The 14,249-nt window shown below is 67.1% G+C and carries 13 protein-coding genes, 2 tRNA genes and 1 pseudogene; 6 read left to right on the forward strand and 10 right to left on the reverse strand.

Features of this window, described 5'->3' with window-relative positions:
- Both DQP57_RS24160 and pknB read left to right on the forward strand, forming a co-directional pair.
- Positions 1-246 (forward strand): annotated as a pseudogene (locus DQP57_RS24160) (serine/threonine protein kinase); the annotation flags it as partial.
- Positions 243-2,123 (forward strand): Stk1 family PASTA domain-containing Ser/Thr kinase, encoded by a 1,881-nt coding sequence (pknB, locus tag DQP57_RS24165; RefSeq protein WP_112635160.1) that lies wholly within the window; start codon positions 243-245, stop codon positions 2,121-2,123. The pseudogene DQP57_RS24160 and the gene pknB, both read left to right, overlap by 4 nt.
- Here pknB and DQP57_RS24170 read toward each other — a convergent pair.
- Together DQP57_RS24170 and DQP57_RS24175 are read right to left on the reverse strand one after the other, a co-directional pair.
- A complete protein-coding gene (locus DQP57_RS24170) occupies positions 2,101-2,799 on the reverse strand; it encodes an aminodeoxychorismate/anthranilate synthase component II (RefSeq protein ID WP_112635162.1) in 699 nt (232 codons plus the stop codon). The genes pknB and DQP57_RS24170 overlap by 23 nt on opposite strands.
- A gap of 38 nt (positions 2,800-2,837) precedes the next feature.
- Positions 2,838-3,581 (reverse strand): DUF881 domain-containing protein, encoded by a 744-nt coding sequence (locus DQP57_RS24175; protein WP_112635164.1) that lies wholly within the window; start codon positions 3,579-3,581, stop codon positions 2,838-2,840.
- 129 nt (positions 3,582-3,710) lie between these two features.
- On the opposite strand from DQP57_RS24175, the gene crgA reads away from it, so the two are divergent.
- On the forward strand, positions 3,711-3,992 hold the full coding sequence (gene crgA / locus DQP57_RS24180; RefSeq protein ID WP_112635166.1) for a cell division protein CrgA: 282 nt from the start codon (positions 3,711-3,713) through the stop codon (positions 3,990-3,992).
- A 155-nt stretch (positions 3,993-4,147) separates the two neighbouring features.
- Positions 4,148-4,573 (forward strand): PH domain-containing protein, encoded by a 426-nt coding sequence (locus tag DQP57_RS24185; protein ID WP_112635179.1) that lies wholly within the window; start codon positions 4,148-4,150, stop codon positions 4,571-4,573.
- Positions 4,574-4,598: 25 nt separating this feature from the next.
- Here DQP57_RS24185 and DQP57_RS24190 read toward each other — a convergent pair whose 3' ends face one another.
- Entirely contained in the window at positions 4,599-5,147 is a 549-nt protein-coding gene (locus tag DQP57_RS24190) for a peptidylprolyl isomerase (RefSeq protein ID WP_066861810.1), read from the reverse strand.
- A gap of 125 nt (positions 5,148-5,272) precedes the next feature.
- On the opposite strand from DQP57_RS24190, the gene cwsA reads away from it, so the two are divergent.
- On the forward strand, positions 5,273-5,707 hold the full coding sequence (cwsA, locus tag DQP57_RS24195; protein ID WP_112635168.1) for a cell wall synthesis protein CwsA: 435 nt from the start codon (positions 5,273-5,275) through the stop codon (positions 5,705-5,707).
- A gap of 4 nt (positions 5,708-5,711) precedes the next feature.
- Here the strand turns inward: cwsA and DQP57_RS24200 are convergent, their stop codons facing one another.
- Positions 5,712-6,926: a cytochrome P450 gene (locus DQP57_RS24200; protein ID WP_112635170.1), complete on the reverse strand. Its 1,215-nt coding sequence runs from the start codon at positions 6,924-6,926 to the stop codon at positions 5,712-5,714.
- 196 nt (positions 6,927-7,122) lie between these two features.
- Here DQP57_RS24200 and DQP57_RS24205 point away from each other — a divergent pair, with 196 nt between their 5' ends.
- Positions 7,123-7,692 (forward strand): TetR/AcrR family transcriptional regulator, encoded by a 570-nt coding sequence (locus DQP57_RS24205; RefSeq protein WP_112635171.1) that lies wholly within the window; start codon positions 7,123-7,125, stop codon positions 7,690-7,692.
- Positions 7,693-7,709: 17 nt separating this feature from the next.
- Here the strand turns inward: DQP57_RS24205 and DQP57_RS24210 are convergent.
- From DQP57_RS24210 to DQP57_RS24235, 6 genes are all read right to left on the reverse strand, one after another.
- Positions 7,710-7,782: transfer RNA gene (locus DQP57_RS24210), tRNA-Ala, on the reverse strand.
- Between the two features lie 148 nt (positions 7,783-7,930).
- A tRNA-Ile gene (locus DQP57_RS24215) sits at positions 7,931-8,004 on the reverse strand.
- 70 nt (positions 8,005-8,074) lie between these two features.
- Positions 8,075-8,971 (reverse strand): DUF3566 domain-containing protein, encoded by an 897-nt coding sequence (locus DQP57_RS24220; protein WP_112635173.1) that lies wholly within the window; start codon positions 8,969-8,971, stop codon positions 8,075-8,077.
- Positions 8,972-9,049: 78 nt separating this feature from the next.
- The gene (gyrA, locus tag DQP57_RS24225) at positions 9,050-11,569 is read right to left on the reverse strand and encodes a DNA gyrase subunit A (protein ID WP_112635175.1); all 2,520 of its coding nucleotides are present in this window, start codon (positions 11,567-11,569) and stop codon (positions 9,050-9,052) included.
- Positions 11,570-11,610: 41 nt separating this feature from the next.
- Positions 11,611-13,644: a DNA topoisomerase (ATP-hydrolyzing) subunit B gene (gene gyrB, locus DQP57_RS24230; RefSeq protein WP_112635177.1), complete on the reverse strand. Its 2,034-nt coding sequence runs from the start codon at positions 13,642-13,644 to the stop codon at positions 11,611-11,613.
- Positions 13,645-13,900: 256 nt separating this feature from the next.
- Positions 13,901-14,249: DciA family protein (locus DQP57_RS24235; protein ID WP_114149391.1), on the reverse strand; the 349-nt coding region annotated here is incomplete at its 5' end.

Consider the following 14,249-nt stretch of genomic DNA (forward strand, 5'->3'; position numbering starts at 1 on the left):
GCCGGGGTGCTCGGCGCGCTGGCGATCATCATCGCGGTGCTCATCGTCATCAATTCGCGGGCGGACCAGCAGCAACAGCCGCCCACCGTGACCGACACCGGGACGCCTCCCGCGTCCGCGCCGGCGAGCAAGACACCGAGCGGCTCGGGGGCCCAACCAGGTATGCGGCTTAATTGGCCGGATGACGGGACAATAGGGACTTCCGGCTTCACCAACGTGCCGGCCCGACACGGAACACCGCAATGACCACGCCGCAGCACCTGTCCGACCGCTATGAACTGGGCGAAATCCTCGGCTTCGGGGGTATGTCCGAGGTTCATCTCGCCCGCGATGTCCGCTTGCACCGCGATGTCGCGGTCAAGGTGCTGCGCGCCGATCTGGCCCGCGATCCCAGCTTCTACCTTCGCTTCCGGCGCGAGGCGCAAAACGCCGCCGCGTTGAATCACCCGTCCATCGTCGCCGTCTACGACACCGGCGAGGCCGAGACGCCGACCGGGCCGCTGCCCTACATCGTCATGGAGTACGTCGACGGCGTCACGCTGCGCGACATCGTGCACACCGATGGTCCGCTGCCGCCGCGCCGGGCCATCGAGATCATCGCCGACGCGTGCCAGGCGTTGAACTTCAGCCACCAGAACGGCATCATCCACCGCGACGTCAAGCCGGCCAACATCATGATCAGCACCACCAACGCGGTCAAGGTGATGGACTTCGGCATCGCCCGCGCGATCGCCGACAGCGGCAACAGCGTCACCCAGACCGCCGCGGTGATCGGAACCGCGCAGTACCTTTCCCCCGAACAGGCCCGCGGCGACACCGTCGACGCTCGTTCCGACGTGTACTCCCTGGGCTGCGTGCTCTATGAAATTCTCACGGGCGAGCCGCCTTTCACCGGGGATTCGCCGGTTGCCGTTGCCTACCAACATGTTCGGGAAGACCCGGTCCCGCCATCGCAGCGGCACGACGGCATCTCCGCCGATCTCGACGCCGTGGTGCTCAAGGCGCTGGCCAAAAATCCCGACAACCGCTATCAGACCGCGGCGGAGATGCGGGCCGATCTGATCCGGGTGCACAACGGCGAGAAGCCCGAGGCGCCCAAGGTGCTCACCGACGCCGACCGCAGCTCGCTGCTGTCGTCCGGGGCGGGCGGTGCCGGCCCGTCGCGCACCGACCCGCTGCCGCGCCAGGTTCTCGCCGACGCGGGTGAGGACCGCAGCGTCGGCTCGGTCGGCCGCTGGATCGTCGCGGTGGCCGCGCTGGCCGTCCTGACGATCGTTGTCGTCATTGCTTTCAACACCTTTGGCGGCGGTGCCCGTGACGTCCAGGTGCCCGACGTGCGCGGGCAGGTGTCCGCCGACGCCATCGCGGCCCTGCAGAACCGCGGCTTCAAGACCCGCACGTTGCAGAAGCCGGATTCGGCGATCCCGCCCGACCACGTCATCGGTACCGACCCGGGCGCCAACGCGTCGGTCAATGCGGGCGACGAGATCACCATCAACGTTTCCACCGGCCCCGAACAGCGCGAGCTGCCGGACGTCTCCTCGCTGAGCTACGCCGATGCCGTCACCAAGCTCAAGGCCGCGGGCTTCAGCAAGTTCAAGCAGGCCAACTCGCCGTCGACCCCCGAACTGCTGGGCAAGGTGATCGGGACCAACCCGCCGGCCAACCAGACGTCGGCGATCACCAACGTCGTCACCCTCATCGTCGGCTCCGGACCCGAGACCAAGCAGGTCCCCGATATCGCCGGCCAGACCGTGGACATCGCGCAGAAGAACCTGACGGTCTACGGGTTCAGCAAGGTCACCCAGGTGCAGGTGGACAGCACCCGTCCGGCCGGCGAGGTGATCGGCACCAATCCGCCCAAGGGCCAGATGGTTCCGGTGGATTCGGTGATCGAGCTACAGGTGTCCAAGGGCAACCAGTTCGTCATGCCCGACCTGTCCGGCATGTTCTGGACCGACGCCGAGCCGCGGCTACGGGCGCTGGGCTGGACGGGCATCCTGGACAAGGGCGCCGACGTCGACGCCGGGGGCTCCCAGTCCCATCGGGTGGTGTATCAGAACCCGCCGGCGGGCGCCGGGGTCAACCGCGACGGCATCATCACGCTGAAGTTCGGTCAGTAGCCGTCGGATCGGCCGGGAAGTACGGCCGCACCGCGGCGTGCACGTCGTTCTCGAGCCTGCGCACCAACGTGTCGTCGCGCTCCCACCCGCAATCGGCGAGCCAGTTCGCCAGCATCCGGTGACCGCCTTCGGTCAGGATCGATTCCGGGTGGAACTGGACACCGTGGATCGGCAAGTCGGTGTGCCGCACCCCCATGATCACACCGCTCGTCGTGTGGGCCGTGACCTGCAGCACCGGCGGCAGCGACTCGGGCAGAATGGTCAGCGAGTGGTAGCGGGTGGCCGTGAATGGATCTGGAAGTCCTTGCAGCACACCAACATTGGTGTGGTGGACGCTGCTGGTCTTGCCGTGCAGCAGTTCGGGGGCGCGGTCGACGGTGGCGCCGAACGCCACTCCGATGGCCTGGTGCCCCAGGCAGACCCCGAGCAGGGGCGTCCGCTCGGCGGCGCAGGCGCGCACCATCGGAATCGAGGCGCCCGCGCGTTCCGGGGTGCCCGGCCCCGGAGAAAGCAGCACCCCGGCGAATTGCCGGGCGACGGCGGCATGATCGGCCGAGGGGTCGGAGAGCCGGGTGTCGTCGTTGCGCCAGACTTCGGCGTCCACACCCAGCTGACCGAGGTACTGCACCAGGTTGAACACGAAGCTGTCGTAGTTGTCGACGACCAGGATCCGCATCGTGTCAGGCTACCGTCCGCCGGCGCCCGCGCAGCTGGTCAGTAGCCGACGGGGCCGTTGGGCTGCGCGAAATGCAACCGGTCGGGCTCGACATGACCGACGACCTGCACGTCGGGCTTCACCTCTTCGTCGTAGCCGAGGCCGAAGCGGACCGCGTACTGCTTGTACAGGATCACCAGCGGGGCGGCGGCGAGCGCGGCCTGCATGGCCGCCGCGTTGCCGATCGCGGTGATGGTGTACGGCGGGCTGTAGGTGCGCCCGTTGAGCAGCAGCGTGTTGCCGACGCAGCGCGGCACCGACGTGGCGATGATCCGCTGGTCTTGCATCTGGATCGCCTCCGCGCCGGCGCTCCACAGGGCGTTGAGCACGGCCTCGATGTCCTGCTGATGCACCACCAGGTCGTCGGGGGAGGCGTCGCGCGGGAAGCGGCCGTTGGCGTCGCGCTGGGCGTCGGCCAGCGTGACCACCAGGCCCGGGCCGTGCACCGGGGTCATTCCCGCGTCGCCGGCGAGCTGCGTGGAGCGGCGGAGCATGGCCGCCAGGGCGGCGTCGGAGGACCGGCCGTGGGCGGCGTCGATCTTGCCTGTCAGTTGCTCGCGCTGGGCGCTGAGGCGGTTCACCGATGACTGGGTCTCGCGGACCAGGTCCACCAGCCGCGGGGCGTCGCTGCGGCGGATTTCGGCGCCGCCGGAGACGCCGTGGGTGGCGGCGAGCAGCAGTCCGGCCAGCAGACACACCACCGGGACGCCAAAGCGCCATGGCGACCGGCGCGTCTGGATCATCGAGTCTCCATTTCCTGGTCACCGCCCCAGGTGAGTTAGTCTCGTAGCCAAGCTATGGGTGCGACTGCAGTGTTTATCGTTGCACCCCGTCCCGCTCACCGTGTCGTTGAGGTAATCCGCGAGGTAATCATGCCCAAGTCCAAGGTCCGCAAGAAGAACGACTTCACCGTCACTGCGGTCAGCCGCACCCCGGTGAAGGTCAAGGTCGGGCCGTCGAGCGTGTGGTTCGTCGCGTTGTTCATCGGTCTGATGCTGATCGGCCTCGTCTGGCTGATGGTGTTCCAGTTGGCCGCCGTCGGGAGCCAGGCGCCGGCGGCCCTCAATTGGATGGCGCAACTGGGCCCGTGGAACTACGCGATCGCGTTCGCTTTCATGATCACCGGGTTGTTGCTCACGATGCGCTGGCACTGAGCGGTACGGCCGGCGGAATGAATTCATTTTTGGGCTGATCTGGTACCTCGTCAGCAACTTTCCGACCACCCAATCACACGCGTGTGATTTATCCCCACTGTTGATAGCTGATGTGGATAACTGCATAGGCAGTGGTGGGAGGGGCTAAGGACGGCATGCAGCAAACACAATGGGAGCCGCACACAGCGGGAATCGCTGGTTGTGGAGCCGCGGGCGTTTTAATGGCTATCGCCGCTGTGACCGTGGTCACAGACCCGCCGGGGCGGATTCTGGCGGGCGTTGCCGCGGCGGGTCTGCTCTTGTTTGCCGGCGTGTCGTGGCGCGCGCGTCCCAAGCTGGCAATCACGCCCGACGGCCTCGTGCTGCGCGGCTGGATCCGAACGCAGGTATTGCAGCATCCGGACATCAAGATCATCCGCATCATCGAGTTCCGCCGCTACGGGCGCAGGGTGCGGTTACTCGAGGTCGAGACCGCCGACGGTGACCTGGTGCTGTTCTCCCGCTGGGACCTCGGGACGGACCCGGTCGAGGTCCTCGACGCGCTCACCGAAGCCGGCTACGCGGGCCCCCAGCAGCGCTGAACGGCCCGCGGCGTCGCTGCCGGGTTCAGGAGATGGTGATCGACTCGATGACGACCGGCTCGGTGGGCCGGTCGTTGCCGTCGGTGCTGGTCGTGGAGATGGCGTCGACGACCTTTTGCGACTCCGGATCGGTGACTTCGCCGAAGATCGTGTGGCGCCGGTTCAGGTGCGGGGTTTGGCCGACGGTGATGAAGAACTGCGAGCCGTTGGTGCCCGGGCCCGCGTTGGCCATCGCCAGCAGGTAGGGCTTGTCGAATTGCAGTTCGGGGTGGAACTCGTCGGCGAACTTGTAGCCCGGGCCGCCGCGACCGGTTCCGGTCGGGTCGCCACCCTGAATCATGAAGCCCCGGATCACCCGGTGGAAGACCGCGCCGTCGTAGAAGGGGCCGGAGGAGCCTCCCGATGCGTTCTGCGTCGAGTACTCCTTGGTGCCCTGCGCCAGGCCAACGAAGTTGGCGACGGTCTTGGGCGCGTGGTTCCCGAAGAGGGCGACCTTGATGTCGCCGCGGTTGGTGTGGAGCGTGGCGGTAGCAGTCTGAAAGGGGCTGTTGGTCACGGCATGAGAGTCTGCCACTACGGACGGGCGTTGCCGCACGCGGTGTCACCCAAGGCGAGGCCGACGCCCCTATGCTGGCAGTCTGTTCAGATACCCGGCCAGCGTCACGGCGGGCTCGTTCCACGGGACAGAAAGGCGGACAGATGAGCGCGAAGGCGGATTCCCGGCTGACCCCGCGGCAGCGATTGGCCCGCGGCCTGAGCTATTCGGCGCAGGGACCCGTGGACCTCACCCGGGGGGTGGTCGGCCTCAGTGTCCAGTCGGCGCAGTCGACCGCGGCGCAGCTGCGTCGCCGCTACCGCGAGGGGCGCCTGGCCCGAGAACTCGCCGCCGCCCAGGAAACGCTCGCCCAGGAGCTGGCCGCCGCACAGGAAGTGGTGACGAACCTGCCTCAGGCGTTGCAGGACGCCCGGCGCGCGCAGCGGCGCGGCAAGCGCCCGCTCGTTGTCGCGGGAGTCGCGGTCGCCGTCCTCGCCGGCGGCGCCGCCGCATTCAGCATCATCCGGCGTTCCGTGCGCGCGAAGCCCCAGGATCCCCAGTCGCGCCCGCCCAGCGTCGACGTGCAGCCGCGCCCGTAACCGCTCAGCGCGCGGCCAGCCGCAACCGTTCGCGGCGCCGCACCAGAATGCTCGGCAGCCATTCCCCGACGTCCGTCGCGTCGATCCATGCGGTGCGCTCGAGCAGCATGCTCAAGACGACTGTGGCTTCCAGCCGGGCCAGCGCGGCCCCCACGCAGAAATGCACGCCCTTGCCGAAGCTCAGGTGAGTCTTGCCGGCGGCGCGGTCGAGCCGAAATTCGCCGGGGGCGTCGAAGTGCGCCGGATCGCGGTTGGCGGCTCCCCACATCAGCAGCAGGTGTGCGTTGGCCGGTACGTCGACCCCGCCGAGCGTGGTGTCGCGCCAGACGTGGCGGTAATGACCGCGAAACGGGGACTCGAAGCGCAACACCTCTTCGATGAAAGCGCTTAGCAATTCCGGGTTTTCGCGCAGCTGAAGCTGGATCGCGGGGCGGTCCGTGAGGATCCACGCGGCGCTGCCCAGGAGCGACGCCGTCGATTCGCCGGCGGCGCTGAAGAGCGTGAGCATGATGCCCAGGGCCGGCACCTGCTCGAGTTCACCCGAGGCGTAACGTGCGGCCAGGTCGGCGATCAACGTGGCTTCGCCGCTGCCCCTTGCCTTTTCGAAATGCTCTAGGACGTAGCCCGACAGTTCCATTGCCGCCGTCCCGGCCTGCGTGAGTTGCGCGGCTGTGACGATCCCGTCGAGCAACGTGGTGGTGGCGTAGCCGAGCCGGATGAGTTTGTCGACGTCGTCGTCGGGCAGTCCCAACAACTTGCACACCACCATCATGGGCAGCCGGTTGGCGAGGGCGCTCATCCACTCGATGTGACCGTCTCGCAGGCTGTCGTCCCAGAGCCGGTGGGCGGTCGCGCGCGCGAATTCCTCGATGATCCGAATTCGCTTGGCCGACAAGTGCGGCAGCAGAATCTTGCGGTGTACGGCGTGCGCCGGGTCGTCGGCGGTGGCCAGGGTGTGGATCGGATCCCCGGGCGCGCCCATGCCGAGCGGGGTGATGGTGCCGTCGTCCCCGAAGACCATGGTCGCGGTGAGGTTCGACGAAAAATCCTCCACCCGGTCGACCGCCTCTTGCACTGCGTCCCAACCGCATACGGCGTAAAACACCGAATCGCCGATACGGTGCACCGGCGCCTCGGCCCGCATGCGGTCGAACAGGGGATAGGGGTCCTGTATCGCGTCGCTGCCGAAGAACCGGATCGCGCTGTCCAAGACCGCCATGCGTTTCAGGCTCGATGCGCAACATCGGTAGGTCAATGGGGCGCGGAGAAGTTGAGGAACGTTCGCCGCGGCGGCCGGGGTCGGCGGACTGCCCCCCGGCCGTCGCCAGCAGCGCCTTCGGCTGAGAATAACACGTGCGAATTCTCACGCTGCGAAAAGTATTTCTGAAGGCCGCAGACTGGTGGAGCATGGATGGATGCCTGGTGACGACTGGTTGGTCGGACGGGATCGGCGCGGCGAGGCCACCGAACGGATCTACACCGCGGCGGCCGACCTCATCGCGCGCCACGGATACGACGGCTTCACGATCGAGGCGTTGGCGGCGCGGGTGCACTGCTCGCCGGCCACGATCTACCGGCACGCCGGCGGCAAGGCGACGATCCGCGACGCCGTGATTCGTGTCCAGGCCGCGCGCATCGTCGATACGACCCGAAAAGCGATCAAGGACCTCACGGGCGCCGAGCGAGTCGTGACCGCGACGATCATGGCGTTGGAACGCCTGCGCTCCGACCCGCTGGCCCAGCTCATGCGCTCGATCCACGCCGCTCCGGTCAGCGATTGGGTCATCAGCTCACCGACCGTGACGGCCCTGGCCGCCGAGATGCTGGGGCCAGGCAACGATGATCCCCTGGCGGCGCAGTGGCTGATCCGCGTCTTTTTGGCGCTGTGGGGCTGGCCGCTCAAAGACGCCGCCGCGGAACGGGCCCTGGTGGAACGGTTTCTCGGCGCGTCCTATGGGGGAACAGGGGACGGCGCCGGTGCGTGAAGAACGGGATTGGCCTGTGGAGCCTAGGGGAATCGAACCCCTGACACCCGCCTTGCAAAGGCGGTGCTCTACCAACTGAGCTAAGGCCCCTCATCGTGACTGGGTGGTTGACCTTGGTCATCCACAGCCACGTGCCAGACCTCGACTCCACGTCGTGACCACGCCACCGCTGCCAATACGGCGATAAGTCCCAGCGGCAGTGCGAGTCTTACGCAACGTCTTGACGGGCACATGGTTGTGGGCCTAGGAGGACTCGAACCTCCGACCTCTTCGTTATCAGCGAAGCGCTCTAACCGCCTGAGCTATAGGCCCGTACTCGCGTACGGCCGAGCGACGAGATTACCGCAATCCGCGCCCGACTCCCAAAAGCGCAGCATCCACGCTAGTCGCGGTCCGCCAGCGTCACCTCGACACCGCCGATCAGATCGGTGGTCAGGTTGTAGACGAACGCGGCGATGGTGGCCATCGCGGTCAGCAGCACGATGTTGACCAGGCCGATCAGGACGGCGCCGCCGAAAATCGTGCCGCTGGATACCAGTTCGCCGCTGCTGCCGCTGGTGTTGTTGAGCAAATCACCGACGTTGCTGTTCAACTTCGACCACACGCCCATTCCGCCGAGCACCAGGTAGAGGAACGCGACGGCAATCATCCAGACGAAGAACAGGGCCACCGAGAGCAGCAGCGAGACCTTCAACGTGCTCCACGGATCGATGCGGCGGATCTGCATGCTGGCCCGCACCGGGCCCCGCGTGCGCCGCGACACCTGCACCCGGCCGTCGCGGTTGTCCCGGCTCTCCCGGTTCTCGGCCGTCACCGAGCGTCCGGCCCCCGACGAGCTCGCCGTCTCCGCGGGCCGCTCGGGGGCGGGTTTGCGGTGCGGGCCGCGCGGCACCGGGCCGGACAGATCCGGCAGCTCGCTCGCGTAGGCCTCCGTCGCCGACGTCTCAGGACGGGCGGGCTCGGGATCCTTGGCGTGCGAGGGAGCGCCCGCCCCGGGCGCCGCGGTGCCGGAGATGAAGCGGTTCAACCTGGCGTCGACGCCCCCGGCCTGGCCCGAGGGCCGCTTCTCGGTGGGCGGTTCGTTCTGTCGCGGCCCCGGCTGCTGGGGCCGGCCGCCACCGCGCTGCCACGGTGGTCCGTCCCCACCCTCCTGGGCGCCTTGGGCGCGGGCCCCCTGCGCCGGCGGCGCCGCGCGGCGCACACCGGCACGCTCGACCGAACCATCCCCGTTGGGGCCGTCCCCCTTGTTGGGGGCGCCCGGCTCGTTCGGTGAGGTCACCCCGACTCCTTAGGTCTCCTACTCGGGCCGCCGCGCGGCCCGACCGTCATCGGGCTGAGTCTAGTGGCTCGGCGCCGACTAGCTCTCCGACTCCGTGGCACCGTCGCTTTCCTCGACGACCTCGTCCGCGTTTGCCTCGGCGTTGCGGGCGATGGCCAACAGCGTGTTCTCTTCACCCAGGTTCATCAGGCGCACGCCCTTGGTCTGCCGTCCCGCTTTGCGGACCTGGCCCGCCGCGGTGCGGATGACGCCGCCTCCCGAGGTGATCGCGTACAGCTCGCTGTCCTCATCGACAATCAACGCACCGACCAGCCTGCCACGGCGGCGGTCGTACATCACCGTCAGGACGCCCTTGCCGCCGCGGCCCTGCACCGGATACTCCTCGATCGCGGTGCGCTTGGCGTACCCGCCCGACGTGGCCACCAGCAGATAGGTGCCCTCGCGGACGACGTTGAGCGACAACAGATAGTCGTCGGCGTTGAACCGCATGCCCTGCACCCCGGACGTGGCGCGGCCCATCGGGCGCAGCGCTTCGTCGGTCGCCGAGAACCGGATGGACTGACCGTTGGCCGAGACCAGCAGCAGGTCCTCGTCGGCGGAGCAGAGCACCGCACCGACCAGCTCGTCGTTGTCGCGCAGGTTGATCGCCACGATTCCGCCCGAGCGGTTGGAGTCGAAGTCGGTCAGCTTCGTCTTCTTCACCAGGCCGTTGCGGGTGGCCAGTACCAGGTACGGGGCATCCTCGTAACTGCGGATCTGGATGACCTGGGCGATGCGCTCCTCGGGTTGGAACGCCAGCAGGTTGGCGACGTGCTGACCGCGCGCCGTTCGCGACGCCTCCGGCAGTTCGTACGCCTTGGCCCGGTAGACCCGGCCCTGCGTGGTGAAGAACAGGATCCAGTCGTGCGTGGAGCACACGAAGAAGTGCCGCACGATGTCGTCCTGCTTCAGCCCGGCGCCCTGCACCCCCTTGCCGCCGCGTTTCTGGCTGCGGTACAGGTCGGTCTTGGTGCGTTTGGCGTAGCCGGTTTCGGTGATGGTGACGACGACGTCCTCGCGGGCGATCAGGTCCTCGTCGTTGACGTCCCCGTCGGCGGCGATGATCCGGGTGCGGCGCTCATCGCCGTGCTTGTCGACGATCTCGGCGAGCTCGTCGTGCACGATGCGGCGTTGCCGCTCGGGCTTGGCCAGGATGTCTTCCAGGTCCGCGATCTCGGCTTCGATCTTGGCCAGGTCGTCGATGATGCGCTGGCGCTCCAGGGCGGCCAACCGGCGCAGCTGCATGTCCAGGATCGCCTGGGCCTGGATTTCGTCGATGTCCAGCAGCTCGATCAGGCCGGCCCGGGCGATCTCCACGGTCTCCGACGCGCGGATCAAGGCGATCACCTCGTCGAGCGCGTCGAGCGCCTTGACCAGACCGCGCAAGATGTGCGCACGCTCATTGGCCTTGCGCAACCGGTAGGTGGTGCGCCGCACGATGACGTCGAGTTGATGCGCCACGTAGTGACGGATCATCTGGTCGAGGCGCAGCGTGCGCGGCACCCCGTCGACGATCGACAGCATGTTCGCGCCGAAGCTGGTCTGCAGCTGGGTGTGCTTGTAAAGGTTGTTCAGCACCACCTTGGCCACGGCGTCGCGCTTGATCTCCACCACGATGCGCAGGCCGACGCGGTCGCTGGACTGGTCCTCGATGTTGGAGATGCCGGCCAGCTTGCCGTCGCGCACCTGTTCGGCGATCGAGGTGATGAAGTTGTCGTGGTTCACCTGGTAGGGCAGCTCGGTGATCACCAGCGAGGTGCGGCCGCGTGAATCCTCTTCCACCTCAACGACTCCGCGCATCCGGATCGACCCGCGGCCGGTGGTGTACGCGTCGTGAATGCCCTGCGATCCGACGATCAGACCGTGGGTGGGGAAGTCCGGGCCCTTGACCCGCTCGCAGACCGCGGCCAGCGTGGCCTCTTCGTCGGCTTCGTGATTGTCCAGGCACCAGTAGACGGCTTCGGCCAGCTCGCGCAGGTTGTGCGGCGGGATGTTGGTCGCCATGCCCACGGCGATACCGCCGGAGCCGTTGGCCAGCAGGTTGGGGAACCGGCTGGGCAGCACGGTCGGCTCTTGCACCCGGCCGTCGTAGTTGGGGATGAAATCGACTGTCTCTTCGTCGATTTCGCGCAACATCTCCATCGCCAGCGGAGTCAGGCGCGCCTCGGTGTACCGCATGGCGGCCGGCGGATCGTTGCCGGGCGAACCGAAGTTGCCCTGCCCGTCGACCAATGGGTAGCGCAGCGACCACGGCTGCGCCATCCGCACCAGGGTGTCGTAGATCGACGCGTCGCCGTGCGGGTGGTAGTTACCCATCGTCTCGGCCACCGACCGCGCCGACTTGGCGTGGCTGCGGTCCGGGCGGAACCCGGAGTCATACATCGCGTAGAGCACCCGGCGGTGCACCGGCTTGAGGCCGTCGCGCACCTCGGGCAGCGCCCGCCCCACGATGACGCTCATCGCGTAATCGATGTAACTGCGCTGCATCTCCTGCTGAATGTCGACCGGTTGGATCCGGTCGACGGAGTCGTCACCTGGCGGCAGCGTGGTGTCAGTCATGTATTCCTCGTTGGTCGGTCAACGGTGGACGGTCTGATGGGTCAGACGTCCAGGAAGCGAACGTCCTTGGCATTACGGGTGATAAAGCTGCGCCGCGCGTCGACGTCCTCACCCATGAGGATGGAGAACAGTTCGTCGGCGGCCGCCGCGTCGTCGAGCGTGACTTGGCGCAGCACCCGGACCGTGGGATCCATTGTCGTTTCCCACAATTCCTTGGCGTCCATTTCGCCGAGACCCTTGTAGCGCTGGATACCGTCGTCCTTGTTGATCTTCTTGCCCGCCTTCTGGCCGGCCTCGAGCAAGCCGTCGCGCTCGCGGTCGGAGTAGGCGAATTCGGGTTCGCTGCGCTGCCACTTCAGCTTGTACAGCGGCGGCTGCGCCAAGAACACGTGTCCGTGTTCGATCAGCGGTCGCATGAACCGGAACAGCAGCGTCAGCAACAACGTCGAGATGTGCTGACCGTCGACGTCCGCGTCGGCCATCAGCACGATCTTGTGGTAGCGCAGCTTGGCGATGTCGAACTCGTCGTGAATGCCGGTGCCCAACGCGGTGATGATGGCCTGAACCTCGGTGTTCTTCAAAACCCGGTCGATGCGGGCCTTTTCGACGTTGATGATCTTGCCGCGCAGCGGAAGGATGGCCTGGAACATCGAGTCGCGGCCGCTCTTTGCCGAGCCGCCCGCCGAGTCGCCCTCCACCACATACAGTTCCGACTTACGCGGATCGGTGGAGCGGCAGTCGGCCAGCTTGCCGGGCAGCCCGCCGAGGTCGGTTGCGCTCTTGCGGCGCACCAACTCTCGCGCTTTGCGGGCGGCGATGCGGGCCTGCGCCGACGACACCGCCTTGTTCACCACGACTTTGGCATCCGCGGGGTTGGCTTCGAACCAGTGCGTGAGTTGTTCGTTGCAGACCTTCTGCACAAACGACTTGACCTCGGTGTTGCCCAGCTTGGTCTTGGTCTGACCCTCGAACTGCGGCTCGCTGACCTTGACCGAGATCACCGCCGCCAGGCCCTCGCGGATGTCGTCGCCGGTGAGGTTCGGGTCCTTGTCTTTGAGTAGCTTCTTGTCCTTGGCGTACTTGTTGACCACCGTCGTCAACGCGCTGCGGAAGCCCTCTTCGTGCGTGCCGCCCTCGTGGGTGTTGATCGTATTGGCGAAGGTGTGCACCGATTCGGAGTAGCCACCGTTCCACTGCATCGCGATTTCGACCTCGTGACCGGGACCCTTGCCGTCGAAGTCGATGATGCTCTGCTGGATCGGGCTCTTGGTGCGGTTGATGTGTTTGACGAAGTCGACCAGGCCACCGGGGTAGTGGAAGGTGCGGTGCTTAACCTTGTGCGGCGCAGTCGATTCCGCGGCCTTCTCCTCGGCCGACTTGGGAGCTTCGGCGGTGTCGCTGACGACCTCGTCGACCACCTCCTCCTTGGTCACCCGTTCGTCGGTGAGGTTGATGGTCAAACCCTTGTTGAGGAAGGCCATTTCCTGCAGCCGGCGCGCCACCGTTTCGAAGTCGTAGTCGGTGGTCTCAAAGATTTCGGGATCGGCCCAGAACCGGATCGTGGTTCCGGTCCGCTTGGTGGCCTCACCCTGTTTGAGGGTGCCGGGGACGGCGCGGTCGTAATACTGCGACCACTCGTGGCCGTCGCGGGCGATGTCCACCTCGAGCCGGGTCGAGAGCGCGTTGACCACTGACACGCCGACGCCGTGCAGACCACCACTGACGTTGTAGCCACTGTTCTCGCCGCCGAACTTGCCGCCCGCGTGCAGCTGCGTCATCACGACGTCGACGGTGGGGGCGCCGGTGGCGTGCATCGCCACCGGGATACCGCGCCCGTTGTCGGAGACCTCGACGCTGCCGTCGTCGAGAATGCGGACGTCGACCGTGTCGGCGTAGCCGGCCATCGCCTCGTCGACCGAGTTGTCCACCACCTCCCAGATGAGGTGGTGCAGACCACGCTCACCCGTGGACCCGATGTACATGCCGGGGCGTTTGCGGACGGCCTCGAGGCCTTCGAGCACGGTGATCGCTGAAGCGCCGTAATCGTCTTGCGCCTTCTTCTTCTGGGCAGCCACGGTCGGAATGCTCTCCTTGGGGTTTCATGCGGGCGGTTCCAGTCACCGCAACAGTCGCATCCTGCCAGTCTAGCGTGAACGGGCATCCGCACCGATTTTCTGGCCGCGTTTCTACCCAGCTAACCGCGCCGTGCGCACGATTTCTTTATTCTGGCCGCGTCCCGACGTGCGTCGAGGGGGTACGCACCGTCCTGGCGGATTTCAGGGGCCTGTGGACGAACCGCGATCTGGGGATCCTCGGCGGTCATCAAACTCCCTAGCCGTAGGTGTCGCGCGGCCCTCTTCCAGCGATATGGCGCGGCCCCTTGCGCCAGGAGGGCGCGGCCGGGCCGGTGATTCTCAACGACGTCACCACGCCGTTGCCGACGGCGGCGGCGATCTTGGCGAGTAACTGCGACTGGATCATCCGCAACTGGGTGGCCCACGCCGTCGATTCGGCGGCCACGCTCAGCACGCCCTCGTTCAGGGCGGTCGGCACCGCGTGGTCGGCGATCTGGTGGCCGACGACCGTAGCCCAGTTACCCAGCACGGTGCCCTCGGCGACCTGCGCGGTCCAGCCTCGCTTTTTGGCCAGATCGCGGGCCAGGCTGCCCAGCGGTTGCGGA

Origin of the sequence: Mycobacterium colombiense (genome assembly GCF_003284935.1) — a bacterium.
GTDB classification, from domain to species: Bacteria; Actinomycetota; Actinomycetes; order Mycobacteriales; family Mycobacteriaceae; genus Mycobacterium; species Mycobacterium arosiense_A.

Bases quoted from the DNA above. Each gene is read 5' to 3' on its own strand.
- DQP57_RS24200 (WP_112635170.1), bottom strand. From the start codon at position 6,926: ATGGCGGTCTTGGACAGCGCGATCCGGTTCTTCGGCAGCGACGCGATA.
- gyrA (WP_112635175.1), bottom strand. From the start codon at position 11,569: ATGACTGACACCACGCTGCCGCCAGGTGACGACTCCGTCGACCGGATC.
- cwsA (WP_112635168.1), top strand. From the start codon at position 5,273: ATGAGCGCGAAGGCGGATTCCCGGCTGACCCCGCGGCAGCGATTGGCC.
- DQP57_RS24185 (WP_112635179.1), top strand. From the start codon at position 4,148: ATGCAGCAAACACAATGGGAGCCGCACACAGCGGGAATCGCTGGTTGT.
- pknB (WP_112635160.1), top strand. From the start codon at position 243: ATGACCACGCCGCAGCACCTGTCCGACCGCTATGAACTGGGCGAAATC.
- crgA (WP_112635166.1), top strand. From the start codon at position 3,711: ATGCCCAAGTCCAAGGTCCGCAAGAAGAACGACTTCACCGTCACTGCG.
- DQP57_RS24170 (WP_112635162.1), bottom strand. From the start codon at position 2,799: ATGCGGATCCTGGTCGTCGACAACTACGACAGCTTCGTGTTCAACCTG.
- DQP57_RS24205 (WP_112635171.1), top strand. From the start codon at position 7,123: ATGCCTGGTGACGACTGGTTGGTCGGACGGGATCGGCGCGGCGAGGCC.
- DQP57_RS24175 (WP_112635164.1), bottom strand. From the start codon at position 3,581: ATGATCCAGACGCGCCGGTCGCCATGGCGCTTTGGCGTCCCGGTGGTG.